Source organism: Oceanobacillus indicireducens (assembly GCF_014647195.1).
GTDB classification, from domain to species: domain Bacteria; phylum Bacillota; class Bacilli; order Bacillales; family Amphibacillaceae; genus Oceanobacillus; species Oceanobacillus indicireducens.
The window spans coordinates 1-19,810 of the sequence record NZ_BMOS01000008.1 but is presented as its reverse complement, the minus strand read 5'-3'; the positions used below and the strand labels follow the sequence as shown (position 1 = coordinate 19,810).

General features: G+C 37.4%; 26 protein-coding genes. 20 read left to right on the top strand and 6 right to left on the bottom strand.

All coding sequences use genetic code 11. The annotated features are described in order from the left end of the window. Nucleotides 1–5 precede the first annotated feature (5 nt). Nucleotides 6–638 (bottom strand): spore coat protein, encoded by a 633-nt coding sequence (locus IEX94_RS07095; protein WP_370459745.1) that lies wholly within the window; start codon nt 636–638, stop codon nt 6–8. A gap of 283 nt (nt 639–921) precedes the next feature. On the opposite strand from IEX94_RS07095, the gene IEX94_RS07090 reads away from it, so the two are divergent. The 5 genes from IEX94_RS07090 to IEX94_RS07070 all read left to right on the top strand — a co-directional run bounded on the left by IEX94_RS07090 (nt 922) and on the right by IEX94_RS07070 (nt 4,453). After that, the gene (locus IEX94_RS07090; RefSeq protein WP_188856626.1) at nt 922–1,869 is read left to right on the top strand and encodes an MBL fold metallo-hydrolase; all 948 of its coding nucleotides are present in this window, start codon (nt 922–924) and stop codon (nt 1,867–1,869) included. 150 nt (nt 1,870–2,019) lie between these two features. Further along, nucleotides 2,020–2,514, top strand: coding sequence for a CBO0543 family protein (locus IEX94_RS07085; protein WP_188856625.1), 495 nt, complete (start codon nt 2,020–2,022; stop codon nt 2,512–2,514). Then, nucleotides 2,511–3,293 carry a hypothetical protein gene (locus IEX94_RS07080; RefSeq protein ID WP_188856624.1) on the top strand — a complete coding sequence of 261 codons (783 nt, stop codon included), beginning with the start codon at nt 2,511–2,513 and terminating at the stop codon, nt 3,291–3,293. The genes IEX94_RS07085 and IEX94_RS07080 overlap by 4 nt, the downstream gene beginning before the upstream one ends. 6 nt (nt 3,294–3,299) lie before the next feature. Then, nucleotides 3,300–3,500, top strand: a complete 201-nt coding sequence (locus tag IEX94_RS07075; protein WP_188856623.1) for a hypothetical protein — start codon at nt 3,300–3,302, stop codon at nt 3,498–3,500. Nucleotides 3,501–3,688: 188 nt separating this feature from the next. Next, entirely contained in the window at nt 3,689–4,453 is a 765-nt protein-coding gene (locus IEX94_RS07070; RefSeq protein ID WP_156856090.1) for a glycosyltransferase family protein, read from the top strand. A 187-nt stretch (nt 4,454–4,640) separates the two neighbouring features. On the opposite strand, the gene IEX94_RS07065 is transcribed toward IEX94_RS07070, so the two are convergent. Next, the gene (locus IEX94_RS07065; RefSeq protein ID WP_188856622.1) at nt 4,641–5,411 is read right to left on the bottom strand and encodes an exodeoxyribonuclease III; all 771 of its coding nucleotides are present in this window, start codon (nt 5,409–5,411) and stop codon (nt 4,641–4,643) included. A 293-nt stretch (nt 5,412–5,704) separates the two neighbouring features. Here IEX94_RS07065 and IEX94_RS07060 point away from each other — a divergent pair, with 293 nt between their 5' ends. Genes IEX94_RS07060 through IEX94_RS07045 form a run of 4 tightly spaced genes read left to right on the top strand, consistent with a single transcriptional unit; the run spans nt 5,705 to nt 8,876 of the window. Continuing rightward, complete coding sequence (locus tag IEX94_RS07060; RefSeq protein ID WP_188856621.1) at nt 5,705–6,085, top strand: GntR family transcriptional regulator; 381 nt, start codon at nt 5,705–5,707, stop codon at nt 6,083–6,085. Next, on the top strand, nt 6,082–6,771 hold the full coding sequence (locus tag IEX94_RS07055) for an ABC transporter ATP-binding protein (protein WP_188856620.1): 690 nt from the start codon (nt 6,082–6,084) through the stop codon (nt 6,769–6,771). The genes IEX94_RS07060 and IEX94_RS07055 overlap by 4 nt, the downstream gene beginning before the upstream one ends. Beyond that, nucleotides 6,768–7,610, top strand: coding sequence for a hypothetical protein (locus IEX94_RS07050; protein WP_188856619.1), 843 nt, complete (start codon nt 6,768–6,770; stop codon nt 7,608–7,610). The genes IEX94_RS07055 and IEX94_RS07050 overlap by 4 nt, the downstream gene beginning before the upstream one ends. 12 nt (nt 7,611–7,622) lie before the next feature. Then, nucleotides 7,623–8,876 carry a hypothetical protein gene (locus tag IEX94_RS07045; RefSeq protein WP_188856618.1) on the top strand — a complete coding sequence of 418 codons (1,254 nt, stop codon included), beginning with the start codon at nt 7,623–7,625 and terminating at the stop codon, nt 8,874–8,876. A gap of 20 nt (nt 8,877–8,896) precedes the next feature. Here IEX94_RS07045 and IEX94_RS07040 read toward each other — a convergent pair whose 3' ends face one another. Beyond that, entirely contained in the window at nt 8,897–9,235 is a 339-nt protein-coding gene (locus IEX94_RS07040; RefSeq protein WP_188856617.1) for a thioredoxin family protein, read from the bottom strand. A 126-nt stretch (nt 9,236–9,361) separates the two neighbouring features. Between IEX94_RS07040 and IEX94_RS07035 the strand changes: the two genes are divergently transcribed. Further along, complete coding sequence (locus tag IEX94_RS07035) at nt 9,362–9,565, top strand: YczO family protein (RefSeq protein WP_156856083.1); 204 nt, start codon at nt 9,362–9,364, stop codon at nt 9,563–9,565. A gap of 329 nt (nt 9,566–9,894) precedes the next feature. Next, nucleotides 9,895–10,098: an SHOCT domain-containing protein gene (locus IEX94_RS07030; RefSeq protein WP_229782608.1), complete on the top strand. Its 204-nt coding sequence runs from the start codon at nt 9,895–9,897 to the stop codon at nt 10,096–10,098. A 38-nt stretch (nt 10,099–10,136) separates the two neighbouring features. Here the strand turns inward: IEX94_RS07030 and IEX94_RS07025 are convergent, their stop codons facing one another. Next, nucleotides 10,137–10,685 carry a nitroreductase family protein gene (locus tag IEX94_RS07025; protein WP_188856616.1) on the bottom strand — a complete coding sequence of 183 codons (549 nt, stop codon included), beginning with the start codon at nt 10,683–10,685 and terminating at the stop codon, nt 10,137–10,139. Nucleotides 10,686–10,852: 167 nt separating this feature from the next. On the opposite strand from IEX94_RS07025, the gene IEX94_RS07020 reads away from it, so the two are divergent. The 9 genes from IEX94_RS07020 to IEX94_RS06980 all read left to right on the top strand — a co-directional run bounded on the left by IEX94_RS07020 (nt 10,853) and on the right by IEX94_RS06980 (nt 17,462). Further along, nucleotides 10,853–11,311, top strand: coding sequence for a DUF2269 family protein (locus tag IEX94_RS07020; RefSeq protein ID WP_188856615.1), 459 nt, complete (start codon nt 10,853–10,855; stop codon nt 11,309–11,311). A 251-nt stretch (nt 11,312–11,562) separates the two neighbouring features. Further along, complete coding sequence (locus IEX94_RS07015) at nt 11,563–12,813, top strand: MFS transporter (RefSeq protein ID WP_188856614.1); 1,251 nt, start codon at nt 11,563–11,565, stop codon at nt 12,811–12,813. A gap of 77 nt (nt 12,814–12,890) precedes the next feature. Further along, nucleotides 12,891–13,355 carry a GNAT family N-acetyltransferase gene (locus IEX94_RS07010; RefSeq protein ID WP_188856613.1) on the top strand — a complete coding sequence of 155 codons (465 nt, stop codon included), beginning with the start codon at nt 12,891–12,893 and terminating at the stop codon, nt 13,353–13,355. Between the two features lie 471 nt (nt 13,356–13,826). Next, nucleotides 13,827–13,973 carry a hypothetical protein gene (locus IEX94_RS07005; RefSeq protein ID WP_188856612.1) on the top strand — a complete coding sequence of 49 codons (147 nt, stop codon included), beginning with the start codon at nt 13,827–13,829 and terminating at the stop codon, nt 13,971–13,973. 179 nt (nt 13,974–14,152) lie between these two features. Next, the gene (locus IEX94_RS07000) at nt 14,153–14,410 is read left to right on the top strand and encodes a hypothetical protein (protein ID WP_156856123.1); all 258 of its coding nucleotides are present in this window, start codon (nt 14,153–14,155) and stop codon (nt 14,408–14,410) included. 187 nt (nt 14,411–14,597) lie between these two features. Next, on the top strand, nt 14,598–15,473 hold the full coding sequence (locus IEX94_RS06995) for a phosphotransferase family protein (RefSeq protein WP_188856611.1): 876 nt from the start codon (nt 14,598–14,600) through the stop codon (nt 15,471–15,473). Between the two features lie 170 nt (nt 15,474–15,643). Beyond that, nucleotides 15,644–16,189 carry a GNAT family N-acetyltransferase gene (locus tag IEX94_RS06990; protein ID WP_156856078.1) on the top strand — a complete coding sequence of 182 codons (546 nt, stop codon included), beginning with the start codon at nt 15,644–15,646 and terminating at the stop codon, nt 16,187–16,189. 131 nt (nt 16,190–16,320) lie between these two features. Next, a complete protein-coding gene (locus IEX94_RS06985) occupies nt 16,321–16,758 on the top strand; it encodes a GNAT family N-acetyltransferase (protein ID WP_156856122.1) in 438 nt (145 codons plus the stop codon). 233 nt (nt 16,759–16,991) lie between these two features. Beyond that, nucleotides 16,992–17,462, top strand: coding sequence for a DUF1648 domain-containing protein (locus IEX94_RS06980; protein WP_188856610.1), 471 nt, complete (start codon nt 16,992–16,994; stop codon nt 17,460–17,462). A 218-nt stretch (nt 17,463–17,680) separates the two neighbouring features. On the opposite strand, the gene IEX94_RS06975 is transcribed toward IEX94_RS06980, so the two are convergent. Both IEX94_RS06975 and IEX94_RS06970 read right to left on the bottom strand, forming a co-directional pair. Next, nucleotides 17,681–18,829 carry a SagB/ThcOx family dehydrogenase gene (locus tag IEX94_RS06975; protein WP_188856609.1) on the bottom strand — a complete coding sequence of 383 codons (1,149 nt, stop codon included), beginning with the start codon at nt 18,827–18,829 and terminating at the stop codon, nt 17,681–17,683. Further along, entirely contained in the window at nt 18,826–19,530 is a 705-nt protein-coding gene (locus IEX94_RS06970; protein WP_188856608.1) for an MvdC/MvdD family ATP grasp protein, read from the bottom strand. The genes IEX94_RS06975 and IEX94_RS06970 overlap by 4 nt, the downstream gene beginning before the upstream one ends. Nucleotides 19,531–19,810 lie beyond the last annotated feature (280 nt).

The following is a 19,810-nucleotide window of genomic DNA, read 5'->3' as shown; positions in this document are numbered from 1 at the left end:
TACGTTTAATGAGGCATTTGCCCTTGGACTTTACCAAAGCTGTTTATATAATTTTGCATGTCTTCTTGTTTCAATTGCGGTACCTGATAATATTTATTTTTGTTTTGGTAAAGGAAAATTTCATATGCCATTTCAATGAGATTCGGGATACTGTCAGCAAATACACGGCGCAGGACTGGGTTTGTCGCTTCCAGTGCTGTCGTTGTGAAGTGGGACGCACAGCCCTTTAAATGTCCCATCATAAAGCTGGAGTAACAGGCGTCATTGATTTCATTCATCGATTGGGCAGGAGTCTTCGGTTGGCTTGGTTCCATGCCATAGGTTGTATCATTCCCATATGGCATATTATACGTTTGTGTTTTTACAGCTGGCTCCTGACCGGTTTGCAGGGCATCGATAATCGTATTGTACATTTGAGTCAAATACGATTTCTGTCTGGAAAGAAGTTGCTTTAATTCCGGGTCTTGAATATGCTGTTCGTATATAACAGAATGTTCAAGCGCGCCGACTAAACCATCAATCGCCTCATGAGAATCAAAAAGCTCATGTCCTCCATGACTTACTTGGGCCGGCATTTGGGATGATTCGTTAAAATTTTGATTTTGTTGTTGATTGAACAATTGGATGACCTCCTTCATATGATCGGTATTATTTTCTTCTGATTGAGGAATGTTATGCATAATAATTTTGTCCAAGCGATTTGTGTTCGACTTTTCACGGGTAATCATTTGTAATTCCCCTGCCTAAAAAAGAAAGTAATCTTTTTTTAAGCGGGAGCTAACGGACGTTCCCCCTTGATTGATCCAACTAACATTCCGTGAGAAAAGTACAAAGCTCCAATTAAATGAGTTTCGTTTTATACAGGTTACTTGAAATTTTGTTATGATGGGGATAGTTGAAGAATAAGGGGGAAGATGTACCGTGAAGGAAAAGCAGCCGATCCAGTTGGATGAACGAATTTCGTTGATTGATGGGTTTGATATGGACATACCAAGCAGAACAGGTACATATGTCATTCAGGAAGAGGAATTGACATTGATTGAGGTGGGGCCGAGTCCGTCGGTGAAATATATTAAGCGCGGGCTTGAAAGCTTAAGTAGATCCCTTGCGGAAGTGAGGTATATTATCGTTACCCATGTTCACCTCGATCATGCGGGTGGCGCAGGCTTTCTACTCCAGCAATGTCCAAATGCGACGTTGATTGTCCATCCGCGCGGCGGGAGACATTTGATCGATCCGACGAAGCTTGCGGCAGGTGCGCGGGCGATTTATGGTGAAAGTTTCTCGGAAATTTATGATCCGATTGTTCCGGTTCCGGCGGATAGAGTAGTTGAGAAATCTGAAGGTGACACGCTTGATATTGGACCGAATTGCACATTGGAATTTTGGGACACACCGGGACATGCGAAACACCACTTCAGCATTTTTGATCCGGTAAGTAATGGAATGTTCACAGGGGATACAGCGGGAGTCCGTTATGAATTATTACTGCAAGATGGGGTGGAGTTATACTTACCAACGACATCACCAAACCATTTCAATCCGAATGATATGCATGCTTCAATTAATCGCTTTGCGGAAAAAGATGTCGACCGAATTTACTTCGGTCATTTCGGTATGACGGAAAATCCAAAGGAAGCGTTGAAGCAAGTGGCACAGTGGCTGGATATTTATGTGGAAATCGCGGAAGAAGTTGTAGATGAAGGCGGCGACTATAATGAAATCGCTCGCAGAATTATGAAAAGGGTAAAGGAACATTTAAGAGGTCTAGGCATCCAGGATGACCATGAGGTGTACATTATTATTAACTTGGATGTACAGATTAGTGCGCTAGGGATGATTGATTATTTTCAGAAGATAAAGCAGTAAGGATAAATAAGGAAAGCGGGTGGATTGGGACAAGTTCCTGGTTCACCCTTTTTGAGCGGATGCTCCTAAATTAAAAGTGATCACGGGAGCTCGAATACTCCGTGATGAATTAGCAAAGAATAATCTTTAAAGAGAAGGAGATTATTCTTTATGCTTGGACTTATTATTGCCATCATTGTGTTAAACATGGGTGCATTTTTATGGGTGAAGCGACTCGCTAAAAGTCATATCGTTCACATCTGTGTTTTTATTATCCTTTTTCACTTATCAGTTGATCTCTTTTTGAGTGTGAAATACGGGGCATATTGGTATTTCGACAGGGGACTTCAATGGTTGGATGTTCTTCCGGTTGCTCTGTTATCCCCGCCAGCTGCTCTTCTATTTTTAAATGGATATCCAACTCAAAGCTCTCGATTCAAGCGCGTACTATATATTCTGCTCTGGTCCCTAATCATTACGGTTTTTGAAGCTTTAACCATGCTGCCTGGACCATGGGGATTCTTTCATCATGGTTGGTGGAAATTGACATATTCCGCTCTCGTTTATCCCATATTATTCTGCATAATATTGCTTTATTATAAATGGATCCGTGGAATCGACGAGAGCAAGGGGTTTGATCATTTCCCTAAGGAGCCACGAAAATGAACAATTATAATAATGATAATACAGCGAGACGTTATAAAGCGCATGTTAGTTTATATAGCACTACGCAACTTCATCTGAGAAATCCTTATATTAATGCCTGGTGGTCTGCTGCGTTCCCAGGGTGTGGCCATTTACTCTTATCCAAGTACCTGAGAGGGTATTCCTTTTTCTTTTGGGAGATTATCGTGAATAATATGTCTCATTTGAACCTGGCTATTGTGTATTCTTTTACCGGTAACTTTCAGATGGCAAGGGAGGTTCTCGAGCCAAGAGTACTTCTTTTATACTTACCGGTCTATATTTTCGCTATATGGGATAGTTACCGAACAACAGTAGATCTGAATAAGATTTTCATATTAGCTGAACGTGAAAATGCCAGCTTTAATTCTTATGCCATTGGCTCTGTAGGAATTAATTATTTGGATAAAAGAAGTCCATTGATGGCGGTATTATGGTCTATTTTCACCCCGGGATTGGGGCAATTATATATACACCGGGGGTTAACAGCTGCTCTTATGCTAATTTTTTCTATCATTTTTGTTTATTATTCGAATGCACTTATTGCTGTCCATTTCCTTTTCCTAGGAGAAATTAAACAGGCGACAGCATCACTTAACCCGCAATGGTTTTTATTTATTCCTTCGTATTTCTCGTTTGCCGTGTATGATGCTTATGTGAATACAGTGGAAAATAACAAGTTGTTTGAAAGCGAACAACGAAAATTTCTCCAGCAAAATTATCAACAATCTCCGTTTAAAATTCCAGATCTTACGAGGTGAAATAGATTGCAAATTTTTTCTACATTTGAGCATTCAATATATCTTGAACTAGTGATCACCGCAATCGAGGAAATGGGAATACGTAGTGAAAATATTCTTGCGGTACCACTGATAAACCGGATGCAAGAAAGAAAACTACTCGATACACTTCACCGAGCAGATGGTATTAGTTTATTTGATAAGGCGGCTGGATTCGAATTCGTTTGAGTGAATAAAAGTGCTCTAATCGCCTGTTTATTCCGCTCTAGTTCGTTCGGGATTTATGAAGTCTATCAGTGAAAAAATTGTGTGAAATAACAAATAAAATTTAAGGTATTATGATATTATTTATGAATAGAGTGCAACTAAGAAAGGAACTAGCTCTCCCTACAGAATTTAGATGTTAGGGGATATGTATGAAAGGGGGGACAAGAATACTTATTTTTAGGAAGTTAACTACGACTTTTGTTACGACTTCGCTTCTTTCCATTTTTTTCGCTCTTTTCACGATCAATTTTGGCTCTGAAATGGAATATAATCAAGGAAATCAGTTCCTCGGTTGGTTCTATGTTTATACAATGTATATCGGATTAATCATCCTTTTATATGGAAATATTGTATCCGTGGTGATTGAACTTTTACAGAGAAAGTGGTTTCAACAGTATGATTGGTTGTATGTAATGCTTCTTGGCTTATTTGGATTAGCCAATGGTATCCTGTTTCATAATCTATTGGCCGCTTTGTATGGAATGATGGCTGCGATTCTCTATGGGATTATCGATAAATGGTTACAGGGCAGAAGGAAAAAGGCAAAAGGTATGAAAGCCGCCTTCCTTATACCAATCGCTACTATTGTTATTTGCTGGGGTTATTTACAGATTATCTCACCTCCCCTGCCACCATTTACAGAGGAAGATGCCATTCTCGAGGCAACTTCTGATGAAGATTCAATTACGGAAGGCTTCCCTAAGTTTGTTGGAAAGTGGGAAGAAAGAATTGAGGATTATCGCGTTATAAAAGAAACGAGTGTAGAAGAAATTGGCAAAGAAACGTATCTCGTTACCTTCACGGAAACGTGGGAGAAAGGAGAGGAAAGGGATACGTGGTCGTTTGCTTATAAAGTGGATAGGAACAGTTTAAGTGCTCAAGGTCTGCAGGGTGGTTTTAAAGAGGATTTGTGAGAAGATTGACGTAAATTCATAAACGTCTATGCACCATTTATGAATGTTTCTCATTGCCCTACTTGTTATCCCTGAAATTCGCATAACGAACATTAAAACGAATATTTATTAAAAAAGCCATTTTGACCGATAAATCAAAATGGCTTTTTCCTTTAGAAATGAATGATGATAGACATGATATCGTTTGTTAACTGTTTAACAATTCCGCGTCCAACTCCAGCATGATCGGACAATGGTCACTCCCCATCACATCCGGATGTGCCACAGACTGAACAAGAGCGTTTTTTAGCCGCTCCGAAACGATGAAGTAATCGATCCGCCAACCAATATTCCGCTCCCGAACCGTCTTCATGTACGACCACCAGGTATAAATCCCTTCCGTATCCGGGTGGAAGTACCGCAATGTATCAATGAAACCATTGGACAGGATTCGCGTCATTTTACTCCGTTCCTCTACTGTAAAGCCGGAGTTACCTTTATTCGTCTTAAAGTTTCTAATATCGATATCTTCATGCGCAACGTTTAAATCGCCGCAATAGATGACTGGTTTTGAAGCATCAAGTTCACGCAGGTATTCAAATAGTTTATCTTCCCATTCAAGGCGCTCCTCAAGCCGTGTTAAATCACGCTTTGCATTTGGCGTGTACACATTAACGAGATAGAAATCTTCGTATTCGAGCGTGAGGATGCGACCTTCGATTTCCGAATCCTCACTACCAACTCCGTAACGGACGTTTATTGGTTTAACCTTCGTAAAAACAGCCGTCCCAGAATAGCCTTTCCGCTCGGCATAGTTCCAAAATTGATGATAGCCTTTTAAGTCCAAATCTATTTGACCAGCTTGTACTTTCGATTCCTGAATACAGAAGATGTCTGCATCTATCTCCTCGAAGTAATCCAGGAATCCTTTCCGGACACAAGCACGTATTCCATTCACATTCCATGAGACCAACTTCATTTTATATTAACTCCCTTTAATTCTAATCGTTTCATCTTGCATAAAGTTTATTGTAACATAAACCTCCGCGGCCGAGGGTTTAGGAGAAAGGGAAATATATTTTAAAAAAGAGATTGACAGTTACGTGTATTAAGCATATAATACAGCATATCGGATGTATTGCGTGCTTAATACGCTCTGTTTACACCTAGTGTACTAACTTCTTAATACACAATTATACCCTCAGTGTATTAAGTGTTTAATACATAAAAGGACATAAAAGATATTAACTTCAGGAAATGAGGAGGGTTATATTGAAGATTACGTTTAATAAACGGGATCCCGTTTACGTACAGGTCGTACAGCATTTCAAAGAGCAAATTGTGAGTGGCAAGTATGAGTTGGGACAAGAAATTCCATCCCGTCGCGAGCTGGCGAATCAGTTGAAAATTAATCCGAATACGGCACAACGAGCATATAAGGAAATGGAGGAAGCGGGCTTGATTTTTACAGAGGGAAATAATCCGAGTCGCATTACGAAGGATGAGCAAGTATTACGTGATCTTCGTACAGAGCTAATAGAAGGTGCAGTGGATCGCTTGATTGCGGCTGTTGAACCGGTTAATATTCCGATCGATGAATTGATTGGGCTAATTCAAGAGAAATATGAAGAACAGAGGAGGGGACAGGTTTGATCGAAGTGAAGAATGTGACGAAGAAATTTGGCAGGAAAAAAGTACTTCAAGGAGTCTCTTTCACAGCGAATAAGGGGGAGATCACTTGCCTGATTGGTGTGAATGGGGTCGGGAAAACAACGATTTTAAATGGTATTGTAAACCTCACACCTATGTCGAGTGGTGAAATTTTAATTGATGGCGAGAAGCTTACAAAGGAAACATATGAAAAAGTGGCTTTCATTCCAGATGCGATCACGATGCTCCCTCATATGCGAATCGAGGAAGCGATGCAATTTATGCAGGACTTTTACAATAGCTGGAACAATGAACGGGCGGAGGAATTATTACAGTTTTTTAAATTGAAAAAGGAAGATCGCATTTCAAGTCTATCGAAAGGGAATGTGGCAAAAGCGAATCTATTGTTAGGGCTTGCTCTTGATGTAGATTATTTATTAATGGATGAGCCTTTTTCCGGAATCGATATCTTCAGCCGGGAGCAAATTGCCGATGTATTCACGAGTCACTTAGTCGAGGACCGCGGTGTTATCATTACGACACATGAAATAAACGATATCGAACATATTATCGATAAAGTTGTACTCCTTGATGACGGGATTGTGTTTAAGGAATTCGAAACGGAAGAGATGCGGGAAGTGGAAGGAAAATCGGTAGTTGACGTGATGAGGGAGGTTTATCGCGGATGAATAATTATCTGAAGTTAGTGAATTTCGAGCTTGGCCGATTTATTAAGATTTATTTCATTCTTGCAGGAATTACGATTGCTTCTCAGCTAATCGCTACGGTGCTCGTTGCAAATAATTATATGAAGCTATTTAACGAAGAAATATATACGAACGGTATGACGACAGAGCAGTTCGTTGAGACTCACGGGGAGTTTAGTTTACTTCATGTGCAGTATTCTCAATTGTTTGATTTTCCCATCATTTTTGCTGCGGCAACCTTAATCATTTATTCCTTCTTCATCTGGTATCGGGATTGGTTGGGGAAGAATACGTTCATCTATCGGCTGCTCATGCTGCCGACAGCAAGAATCAATATATATTTAGCGAAGGCGAGTGCTATTTTTCTGATGGTGCTTGGGCTTGTCGCTTTGCAGGTTATTTTATTAAATGTAGAGTCTAATATTTTGAAATGGATGGTTCCCGCTAATTTGCGAGTGGATCTAGGAATTATGGAGTTTATCGGTAATGCAGTCGGTGGGTTTTCAGTGGGATTAATTATTCCGACGAGCTTCATTGAATTTTTAATCCATTATGGGGTTGGCTTTATGGTTGTGTTTATTTTGTTCACGGCAATTCTTTTTGAAAGAAGTTACCGGTTTAAAGGAATTGCGTATGGGATTGGTTATGCAATTATAGCGTTCGTTGTTTTTTTTGCGCCGTTTGTCGTGGAGATGATTTTAGGAAAAAGCTATTTATATCCAATCGAATTATTTATTCTTGAGGTTTTATTGTGGGTTGTTGTTACAGGGGTGAGCATTTGGGTCAGCAATTATTTATTGAATAAAAAGGTCACGGTATAGGAGGGGAGCTTTGTGAAGAGGTATTGGAAAATCGTAATTCTGCCACTTTTTATTGTTATAACATTTGGCGTTTTATATGTGCATCACGCAATTGCTAAGGAAAGTTTGCCGCAGATTGAGCTGGTGAATGTTTCAGGTAATGAAGAGAACAGGGAAGATATCATCGTTTACGGTGATTATGTGACATATGAGGGTTCCGTTTGGGAATCGTTTAGACTTAGTACAGATGGGGTTAAATATTCTAGGGATCAAAATTTCTTAGAACAATTTAATGCATTCTTCCAACCACAGGAAATGGAGCAGTTGATGAATGAAGAACGGAGTTTTATGAGAGGGAAGGAAGAAGATCCAGCTCGATTTGTTGATGATGGGGAGCGGATAGCATATGCCGGACCATCAAATATTTACTTTGAGTCAAACGAACTTGAGGTGGATGTACTGGATAGAGAAAGTCGGGAAAGAAAATCGTTTAAGGTGGATATACCGGATAGTGAAAGAACGGATCACTCGTATGTAGAACAAGTACAGCTCCTTAATGATACACTTTATGTGGCAACTGTTAACTTTATTATGGAGGATAAGGAATTACATGTCTATGAAATTTCGCTGAGTGATGAAACAATTGAGGACCAGGGTGCCATTGTAAGTGATTCAGTTCATAGTTATTTTAATGTATTAAATGATGGTTTGGGGATTCAACAACAAGGATATCTCGTTGTTAGAGTGGAGGATATCGAATGGGATGAAGGTATGTATACTTCAGAGTTAGTTGGGGAAGAATACTTTATTTATGATTTAGAGACAAAAGAGAAGCAGGTCATTGAAGTTCCGGAAGAGTTTGCAACTGCAGAGGAAGAATACAGGACGACAGGGCAAGACTACATGGAGGAAGAGCAAGAATTGGATGAAGAAGTGATCTATCCGATGAACTATACGAGTATCGGAAAGGAAGAACTTTACTTTATAACTTTCACGTCTGATGGGCTGAAATACTATCCATATCATTTGAAAGAAAATAAGCCTGGTGAGGAAAAGGAAATCAGCTTTGACGAGAACATTTTAAGCGGGCTTTCCGGAGTTTACCCTAAAGGAGATCATCTGTATTTCCATAGTAATACAGGAGAAGATGGGAACCAGAAAAAATTGTTTAAGGTTGACCTCGAAAGTGGTGAAACCGTCTATGAGGGAGAAATCAAGCTTACCGATGTGCCGAAAGAGACGCATGCTTATAATGTAGAAATCTATTCAATCGAAGAAAAACGGTAAAGAGAAACGTGGCTTTAGCATTAGTCTAGAGCCACGTTTTTATATATTTTATCAAGCTTTTCCTCGAGTAAATCCATATGGACGATTCTTGCTTCCCGAATATATTCTTTCCCTTCCACAAACAATAAGAGAACGGGAATGGTGAAGATGGAAAAGCGCCCAGCCACTGCTTCCACATCATCTGCATTAATGTGAGCGGGATGAATCTGGGGATAGTTCTCCAGCAAGCTTTGCACCTTCGGGAGTAAGGCATGACAGACACTGCAGTTGGTCCGTGAAATATATAGGAAAGATAAGGGGTGGCAATTGATGAAGTCGTCAATTTCTCGAATGGAATGAAGCTCTTGGAATACGCGCATGCTATGACCTCCAAATGTAAGATTTATTTTATTATTATAACAGGGAAGTGTGCTTAAACCATGTTTAATGTTTATGTGGACTTAAAGCGGGAAAATGATTAGAAAAAAGAATCTGAGGTGAACGTAATGAATGATAAAGATAAAAGTTTTGAAAAAGTCCCAGAAAAGAAGCCGAAATGGAATGAAGAGCGCCGCAATGAGCTTGATGAATTCAAACAACAGCAGCATGTTGATGACATCCCTCTCGAAGATTTGAAAATCGAACAAGAAGATGAAAAAGACAAACACAAAACAAAAGACAACTCCCAAAGCGAACAAAAATATAAATAGCGGGACATGGGGTCAGAGCATTTGTCCCAGTTTGGGTCATCCGAGTTAAGGCGTAAATTCACATAACCAGTTCCAGTTGGTGCTAGTATTTGTTGAAGAGGGCAGTGATAGTCTGGATCAGTCCCCACAAGCAATAAGCTATTTTCGGAAAAGTTATTGACAAGCTCGCTCACTGCCCTTCAACGAAAAGAACTGATAACAGTCATCACTTCCCCGAATATTAAACACAAAAACGACCACTGACATATGAATATACATGTACTATTCACCGCTCCATTAGTACCCGAACAAGTACACCTAGGTCCTATTGAAACAGGAGGTATACGATTATGCCCGAAGCTATGATTATCCGATTGATTGTTACTGCGGTTGTGCTCGTAATCATTGTTGTTATTCTCATCCGCTTTCGAAACGGTAATTCAACGGAGGCGGGTCCTTCTGATTCGCTCGACATCATGAAAAGGCGTTACGAAGAAGGTGAGATTACGAAAGAAGATTATGAAGAAGCAAAAAGGCGTCGAGGGAAAAAATAAACTGGGACAGGGTCTCTGACCCCATGTCCCAGTTTCATTTACGCTTTGAAGCGGGTGAATTTTTCTTCGAGTGGTGTTCGTTCTTTTGGTGTTGGTTTTTCGTCAAAGTACCCGAGGTGGATAAAGCCGACAATTTTTTCATTATCTTTAACATCAAGAATCTCTTTTACTTTCGGATCGTATATATGCGGATTTGTTTTCCAAACGACGCCAAGCTGTTTCTCCCAAGCGAGCAGCCAGAAGTTTTGAATCAGCGTTGCAATCGCTCCGAAGTTTTCATCCCACTGTTTTTCCATTTCCGGAACATCCATCACAGCGACTAATATTGCATTCGGTTCGTTCAAATAGTTCTCCCGGTTCTCCTGTCTTGCTTCTGGATATGTTGCTGCTACTCGCTTTGCAAATACCGGCAGCTCTTCCTCTCCAACGAAAATAAAGCGCCACGGTTCGCGCATCCCATGAGTCGGTGCCCAGCGCGCATCCTGCAATAATTCCCGCACGATTTCTTCTGTGACCGTTTTATCGTTATACCCTTTCTTAATCGCCCGTCGCTCCCGAATAATATTCGCTAAATATGTCTTCTCCATTTTTTCAGGTCCCCTATTTGTTTAATATATTCTCTCATTGATTGTAGTTCAGGATGAATGATAAAGCAATTCACATGGAAATCAAATAGTTTGTGAGGTTCATCACTGACTTTTCCTAGAAATGCAGATAAAATAGAAGGTAGGTAAAAGAATTGGAGGCTACATAAATGACGCTTTACGACGCACTAGTGTTTATACATATTTTCTCAGCTATTCTCGGGATGGGGCCGGGCATGGTAATGACTGCTGTCGTCACGCTATCGAAACCAGCTACGATGACGGAGTTAAGGCATTCTTTTAAAGTAAGAAATTCGTTACATATATTTACAATGGTAGGCGGAACGTTACTACTTGTCACCGGATTATGGATGGGCGCTCTGAATCCGTTTTGGTTCAGACAAGGCTGGTATATTGTTAGTCTCGTACTCTTCCTTGTTGCGCTTGTGATGGGACCGGTCGTGCTCAGTCCACGTTCGAAGCCGATCAAGCAATTGTTTGTCGATGTAGAGGGAGACGAGATCCCTCAGGTGTATTATGATTTATCGAAGGAATTATTCTTTTATGAACGGATTATTAATGTGATTTTCCTTATCATTATAGCGTTGATGATTTTAAAGCCGTTTTAGGAAATATAAAACGGCTTTCCTTATTGTGGGAAATATTTGAAAATAACTATCTCGCACCGATGAAATATGTTACCCTTTACTAAAAGGGAATGAGTGTAATGAGCGTTTCAAGACCCCGATTGATTTTAATATGCTTGCTGCTTCATTATTGACCCTCATTTTATTTACTTACACTAAGTCTTCTTATCTTATTATAATTTTGATTGTCGGTATATTTCATACTTAATAGATAAAATAATTACCTTAAGGGAATGGATAACATAAAAAATCTAAAAAGCTGGAAACATCCTGCATTGCTACTAATAACAATCGGAATATCAAATATCGGAGACTTTATTCATCTTGTTGCGATAAACATCATGGTGTACCAGCTCACTGGTTCCGCAGCGGCAGTGGCTGGTCTCTGGATCATCAGCCCCTTAACAAACATCGTTACGAAATTCTGGACCGGGAGTTTCATTGATTACCGGAGCAAAAGAAGCGTGATGGGAGCCACGTTTATTTTGCGAGGATTGTTCATTTGTTTAATCCCATATGCTCCAAACATGGTAGTAATTTATGGCATTCTCGTAATTTTAAGTGTCGGGAAAGCTTTCTATAATCCTGCATCCATGACGTATGTTGCTATTCTTATCCCGACAGAAAAAAGGAAGCGCTTTAACTCTGTTCGGTCATTTGTCGATTCTGGAGCTTTTATTATCGGGCCGGCCATTGGAGGGGCATTGATCTTATCCACCTCAGTTGAAGCTACCTTGTGGATAAATGCAGTATCTTTTATCTTCGCAGCAATCTTATTATTATTCTTACCGGAAAAAGAAGAGATTGATAAAGAAGCTATCCCCGCATTAACTATTTCCCAAGTCGTCCGTGACTTTACGGTTGTGCAAAAGTTCATGAGAGAAAATAAGTATGTAACTTTTATTTATCTCGGATCCATTATCATTATGATCTTTTCCTTTGCGATGGATGCTCAGGAGGTTGTTTTTACGCAGCAGGTCATCGGTCTTTCGGAATTGGAATATAGTTTATTGATTAGTATTACAGGCATTGGATCGCTCGTAGGGGCAATGCTTTTAACGATTTTTTCGAATAAAATGTCATTGCGCCATATGATAGTGATCGGATTGATTATGTGGACGGTCGGTTACGTGATTTATGCATTTTCCTGGTCGTTCGCTTCCATAATTGTTGGCTTTGTCATCTTAGGGTTCTTCAATGTTTTCCTTAATGCAGGAATCATGACCTTTTATCAAAATAACGTTCCGATCGAGGTGATGGGCAGAATTACAAGTATTTATCAGCTTATTCAAAGTGCGATCCAAGTAATATTTATTTTAGCAATTGGTGTTGTGGCAGATCTTGTTTCCTTACGAATGACGATTGTTACATTGGCTCTCGTGATGTTAGTTGCTTCGATAATTTTTTCCGTTTCTGTATTGAAACCTGACAAGCAAGGGTTTTATCGGGAGGATGACGGGGAGTCGAATTTGGAAGTTAAATAAAGATAAGGAGTTGTTTAAAAGAACCATTAGGAATAGTAATTTTAATCATAGTATCTAAATTGGTTAGGGGGATAGCTGTGCTCAAATTTATCGGAATTGATATAAAAAAACACCATAAAGAAGTAGTTGAATTTCGCAAAGACTCATTTAGAGTCAGCTTCGGTGATGCCTCAAACTTTGTTGCAACGGACTATTTAAGATGGCTGGAAGAAAAAATAGCTGAATTTCCAGAGGGCTTTGTTCTAATTGAAGAAGACAAAGAATATATCGGACAGCTTGAACTATCGATTCGTGAATACGAAGGCAAAAATATAGGATATATACATTTGTATTATTTAATACCTGAAAAACGTGGGCATGGCATAGGGGAAAAGTTATATCAATACGCACTACAGTTTTTTGAAAAAAATAAAGTTAATGAATACCATCTAAGAGTTTCTCCAACAAATACCGGTGCAATTAGATTTTATCGCAATGTAGGAATGGAGGAAACGGGTTCTGAAGTTGGTGGGAAGGTGATCAGAATGAGAGGGTATTTATGAGTATAGGTTAGTTTTATAATGGTTACAATTTATTACGCATTAATAGTCTGTAATACCCACCTCTAAACAGGAGGGAAGCCCAGCATGTGGAGGTGGGGAATATACAGTCCGTAAATCCCTGACTCTGTTCAACTAACATTTTAAACAAACAGGTGCGTTTCTTCAAGAAGTAGATCGCACTCTTTTGTTGAAGTATAGGGCATTTTAGTGCAAGAAGGATAAAGTGTTCTTATGGTAAAATACAGGTAGAAAATTGTTTAGGTTTTGTTCAACAAACGATTGAGACTGGAGAGAGCAGGTGGTTTAATTGTTTAAGGGATGAATGGTCTTATTTATTCCTGCACGTTTGGAAATCCGCTTGATGAATCGAACGGTACTCAATGTTAGAATTAAGCTAAGTTATTGTGCTAATGGGGCAGGATAGCTAATTATAAAATGTTGATTTTTATTTAGTTGAAATGATTCTTAAATATGATGAAAAACCATACTAAGTTTGGGAAGGTAATTGGTTGGTTAGGTTTTCTATTATTTATGCTTGGATTTATGTTTAATGAAAGGATAGGTGTGTTGGCAGAAGATATTCCAGAAGAATTCTATCCATTACCTTACCATCAATAATAACAGGGATAATTCTACTCCTTCTTTCTAATTTTTAGAAAGAAGAATATTTAGTTTTTTTATCTAATTTTGATTCAATTATCAGGTGCTTATCTTTAATAAAGAAATTGATGTGAATGAATAAAATTTTTGACAAAATGATAATAAGAAATTTCTATTTCATACGAGGGGGAGTATATATGTTATGGGAAGAAGTTCGAAAAGCATATCCTGATAAATGGGTTGTATTTGAAGCAATCGAAGCTCACTCAGATAGTAATTATCGCATAGTAGATGACATAGCCGTAATAGATACTTTTGACGACTCGATGGACGCATTCCGTCGCCACAATGAATTACACAAGCAAAAGCCTAATCGGGAACTATACTTCTTTCGTACATCTAGAGAGGATCTCGATATACATGAGAAAAAATGGACTGGACTTAGAAAAATATGATTAAGATAAAGGAAATATCAGAATTACCATTTATAGAGGTTACAGTTACTTTTCGAGGACGAAGCTTAAAATTAGAAAATGCTTTAATTGTTTGAGTACTATTGTCTTTTCTAACAAATGGGGTAGCTTCATTCAACAAGAGTTTTTGCAATTTAAAAATAAAAAGTGACTAAAAGGGTGGGGCTGCATGAAGAATAGCTTTATTGAACACATTCAAAAGGTTTATCCTAACCTCCCAATTGAACAGTTTTATCTTAATGAAATTGGCCAAAATAACGACGTGTTCATTGTAAACGAATCTTTGGTTTTTAGATTTCCGAAATATAAAAATGGAATCCTTCAATTAAAAAGAGAGACGGAAATTTTGAATTACATTAAAGATATCATCTCGACCCCTATTCCGAATCCAATTTATCATTCCTTTGAAGGGTTAGAACCAGGTAAGGTCTTTACTGGTTATAATCTAATAGCTGGTGTTCCTTTGTGGAAGGAAAGTTTAAAAGGTATTAAGAATTATGAATTGGTTAAAGGAGTAGCAAAGCAATTTGTTTCTTTTCTTATAGAATTACATGCGATTTCAGAAGAAAAAGTAAGTCGAGATTTGAAACTAAAGGTTCGTAATCCTCGTATAGAAATGTATAACTTGTATGATAGGATTCAAAAAAAGCTATTTCCTTATTTTGGAAAAGACGCTCAAGAAGAAATAACATACACATTTGAAACGTTCCTAAAAGGGGAAGCGTTCTCAAAAGTAGATATCACACTGATACACGGAGATTTTGGTGCATCTAATATCTTATGGAATCCGGAAACAAGTAGAATTTCGGGGATAATAGATTTTGGTGGTTCTGGATTAGGAGACCCAGCTTATGATTTTGCGGGAATACTCTCCAGCTATGGTAGAGACTTTTTTGATATGTGTATAAGCCTATATCCTAACGGTGACCAGCTATCAGAACGGGTTAAATTCTATAAGCGTACGTTTCCTTTGCAAGAAGCATTGCACGGGATTGAGAATGACGATAAAGAGGCATTTGAAAGTGGAATTAAAGATTTTAGATAGATTCCTGTAAGCTATCTGGTGCATGGTTTGGTTATCGTATTAACAGGACAGGATTGTTTAACAACAGAGAAGTTGTTCTTAGTGATATTTAACAAATAGTTGCTGTGATTTTCTGCTAATACTATCAGTGAATAGAGAAATTTATAAAAGCAATTGCAGGAGGAGAAAATATGTTTGAATATAAGATTGATAATGATGTTTCTTTGAGAATGTTTACGGAGGATGATGCAGAGGAGTATTATCATTTAATAGTTGACTCAAAGCAACATTTAAAACAATGGATCACTTGGGTAGAAGCTGTCGAAAGTCAAAACGATACAAATGAGAGCTTAAAACAAAGAATCGAAGGATTAGTGGAGAACGGTGGATATCCTAAGTGGTTTGCAATTATATATAAAGGAAGAATAGCAGGTACGATTGGATTTAATGAAGTTGATAAATTTAATAATGTAGGGGAATTAGGTTATTGGCTAGGTAGGGGCTTTCAAGGCAAGGGCGTAATATCTAGGGCCTACAAAACGGTGATAGATTATGGATTCAAAGAACTTTCACTCAATCGGATTGAAGTTTATATAGCTGCTGGAAATGAGCGAAGCAGAGCTATACCCGAAAAATTTGGTTTTATTGAAGAAGGTAGAATAAGAAAAACAGAATGGTTAAATGACCATTATGAAGATCAAATAATTTACGGGATTTTGGCGGAAGAGTGGAAGTGAAAGTTCACTAACGGGTGCAATCCTGAAAAAGGAGAAGCACCTTTTTTGTCGAATATATTTAATAGGGCATGTTTGTTAAAAAAGGAATAAATTTAACCGAAATCGGATTGAAGGGAGTGAAATACTTTAGAATGGATATTAGGAGACCAAATGGTTCTGAACTTGAAAAGATTATTCAACTATCTCCGCAAGCCTTATTCGATGGTACATTAGGTGAAGTAAGACCCACAAATGAAAAAATTAAAAGTCTTATTGAACCATTATTGGAAAAAGGAAGCTATTATTTAATAGCAATTGAGGAAGGTAAACTAATGGGTTGGATCCTTATAGGAGAAAGTAGAGACCAATTCACTGATAAGATGAATGGTTTTATTTATGAATTATTCGTTTTGGAAGAATTTAGAGGAAATGGAGTTTCTAAACAATTATTGAGAACTGCTATTGATGAACTAAGAGAAAATGGATACCCTGAAGTTCGTCTAAGTGCATTTGCGGGTAATCAAGCCATTAAACTATATGAGAAATTGGGCTTTAACCTTAGAACAGTCACTATGACTTTCCCCTTATAGATATGGATTTGCACTAATGGATGGTTACTTCAATATGAAATAATATATCTTTTATTATTCCGCCATCTCAGACGTATATCTAAACACAAAACCGTACTGTAACAAAGTTATTAAATATTAGATTTTTTGTATACTGGAGGAGAAATTCAGGCAGCAATTTTTGTGAAGTTTGTCAGTGCGAAGATTGGGTTGATAGAGCCTAGGAAAATGTCTAAAACGGGGGTAAAAGTAAAATGAGAAACAAGCGTTTTAAAATAACCCTTTCCACCATCTCCATTTTACTTTTCGGTTATCATATATTCAATTTATTTTATCTCTGGTCAGATATCCCAAGTCAGAACGCCATCCATTTCACTGGTAAGACTCCAGATAATTGGGGTTCCAAATACATTTTATTCGTAATGCCAGTTTTAAGCATCCTCATTTGGTTCCTCATTGGCTTATTAGTCAAAAACCCGGAAAAAATGAACTATGCTAATTTAACGGAAGCGAATAAAGAAATCCAGTTTGCCAGAGTTGGAAAAGTGATGTTGCTTATTCAAAACCTGGGCTTTATAGCCTTTGTTATGGCTAACGAAGCGTTATTAAGAAATGCAGCAGGACTTGAGTCTGCCTTTCCTTTTGCAGTTTCACTCTTTCTTTTAGCGATTTGCCTTATAGCACCTTTTTATCTTTTGTTCTGGGCATTTTTGTTGAAGTACTGAGGAAGTAAAAGTTCTTATTGAATATTTTGTATTTAACCGACTTTCCAAATGAATAAATCACTTATTTTAGTTTCAGAAAATCCAATAATAAGGCGTATCCATAATGAGAATGCTTTTTAATAGATTTATTTCTCCATTAAAAGTATTAAAAATTATGCTTAAAAAAGAGAGAGGAGAGGGGGATTTAAGGAGTGATGACTACGGTACGTTTAGGTTCTTTAATTGTTAAATAATAAATCGTCTCTTATAAACCTTCCACTCTGCTTGTTTTTATCTACTTTTTCCGTTTTAACCCCCACACCTGAAACCCCTAAAATGATTTCGTCAGCCATATTTAAATTTAGTTTATTTTCTAGCATATCTTCTCTTGTAGCAGCTGTAAAAAAACACCCCAAGTCCATTGCTGATGATGTTAAATATAAAGTTTGACTTAAGTGTCCTAAATCCATGAATATTATTTTATAAGACTTTGAAACTGAGTATTTCCAAATAACACGCTTAATTTGAGAGGTGTAAATAAATACTACGCTTGGTAAACCGACATGTGGTTGATCTGCACACATTTCAATCATTTCATCTCTTATACCTTTGGACTCTTCTAATAATACTAATTCGTGATTTAGTACGGAGTAATGATAGTATCCTTGTGGAAGATTATCGACATTCATAATTGCTAAATAAACTTCAATTGAATGTCTAGAACCACCAGATGGACTAGTTTTTAATAAAGCTTCACCAAATCCTTTAGATAACCAGCATGATTGTGCACCCCAAACTGCAAATAAAAGATCGCTTAATTGCTGCAAATTTAAGCTATCCTCTTGACAAAAGGTGCGAATGGTCTGCCTTTCTGTTAATGCAGTAAAAAAAGACTTATTATATTTCATAACTGGTGTAGGTAAAGTAAATCTTTCAATAAATTCATTTTCCTCTTTATAGATACTTGGCATTTTTTCTTTTTTGTATTTTTCCGTTAATCTAACTGCATCCTTTTCCACTGAGATAAAGTTATCTTTTTCAAGTCCTTTTGATGAAAAATGGTAATACTTTGGAGCCATTCCCCATTCATCCCAAATCATTAACTCATTCTCCAATTTGTTTCTTTTTGAATCTTTTTCAACAAGTACATTCATACTTAATAATGTTTGAATTAAACTTATTAATTCATCATCACTAATTGACTCTTGATTTTTTATATATTGTAATATTTCTTTATAACTTCTCCATTCTCCTAACCAAGTAAGAAAAGGCATAAGATCTGGTGACAAAGATATTTGTTTGTGATCTAAAAAAAGATCACATATTAAATTACACTTCTCTATATAAAATACTACGTTTTTTGATGTCTTTAGTTTAGGTGTTTTCATAAATTCCCTTCTTTGTCATTTAATGTTTTATTAATAAAATAATCTACAATTTCTTTAGTTATATTTTGCCCAGTATCTAATTCTACCCAACGCCAATCACCTAAAGGATTGACTTCTAAGAAATACCACTCATCTTCTTGTGTAATCATAAAATCAAATGCTCCATAATCAAGTTGCGCTTCTTTTAAAAAGTTAACACATTTATTTTGAATGTCTTTTGGGACTTCTAACGTACTTGATTTTATGTGTTTTACACCCTCATGGTGCCAATCGCCTTCATTGGAATCTTTATGAATCAATGCACCCATTACTTTATCTCCTATAACAGTTACGCGGGCCTCTTTAGAAAATCTAATCAATTCTTGAATTATCGTAGGTACCACGGCAAGTTCTTCGATATCTAAGTTATTTTCATAAATAACTTTCCCGAATACTTCGTATAATTTTCCGTTATATTCCGTATAGTGCGAGTTCATTGTTTTGATTATCAGACCATTTTGAACGTGCTTTTCCAAAAAATCTTCTATATCATTTTTATTATTGCTTATAATAGTTTTAGGAATTAAAAATTTACATTTTTGAGCTAATTGGATTTGCTCTATCTTGTCAATTTTTCGGATTAAATCTGGATGATAAAAAAAGTAAAAATCAGATCCTAAAAATATGGTGGGTACAAATCTAAAGTGTAGAGTTGTAAACAATGGCAGAAAGAACATGGTGAAAGAAAACTGAGTCTGCCTTTATATGAAAAGAAAATCGAAGCACAATTAGACGTTCGTTAGCAGAGTTATAAGATCAAGTTTCTTAAAAACTCAAATAGGGGGTGAAAAAAGAACTTATGAGGAAAAATGTCTTGTTTTGAATACAAAGCACATATGACTGTTGGTTTGTACTTACAGCCAATAACATTTTAGATTGCCTATAATAAGTGATGTTCGCAGCCACGCATAATGTCGTATGAATAGCCAGTGGCACTGGCGT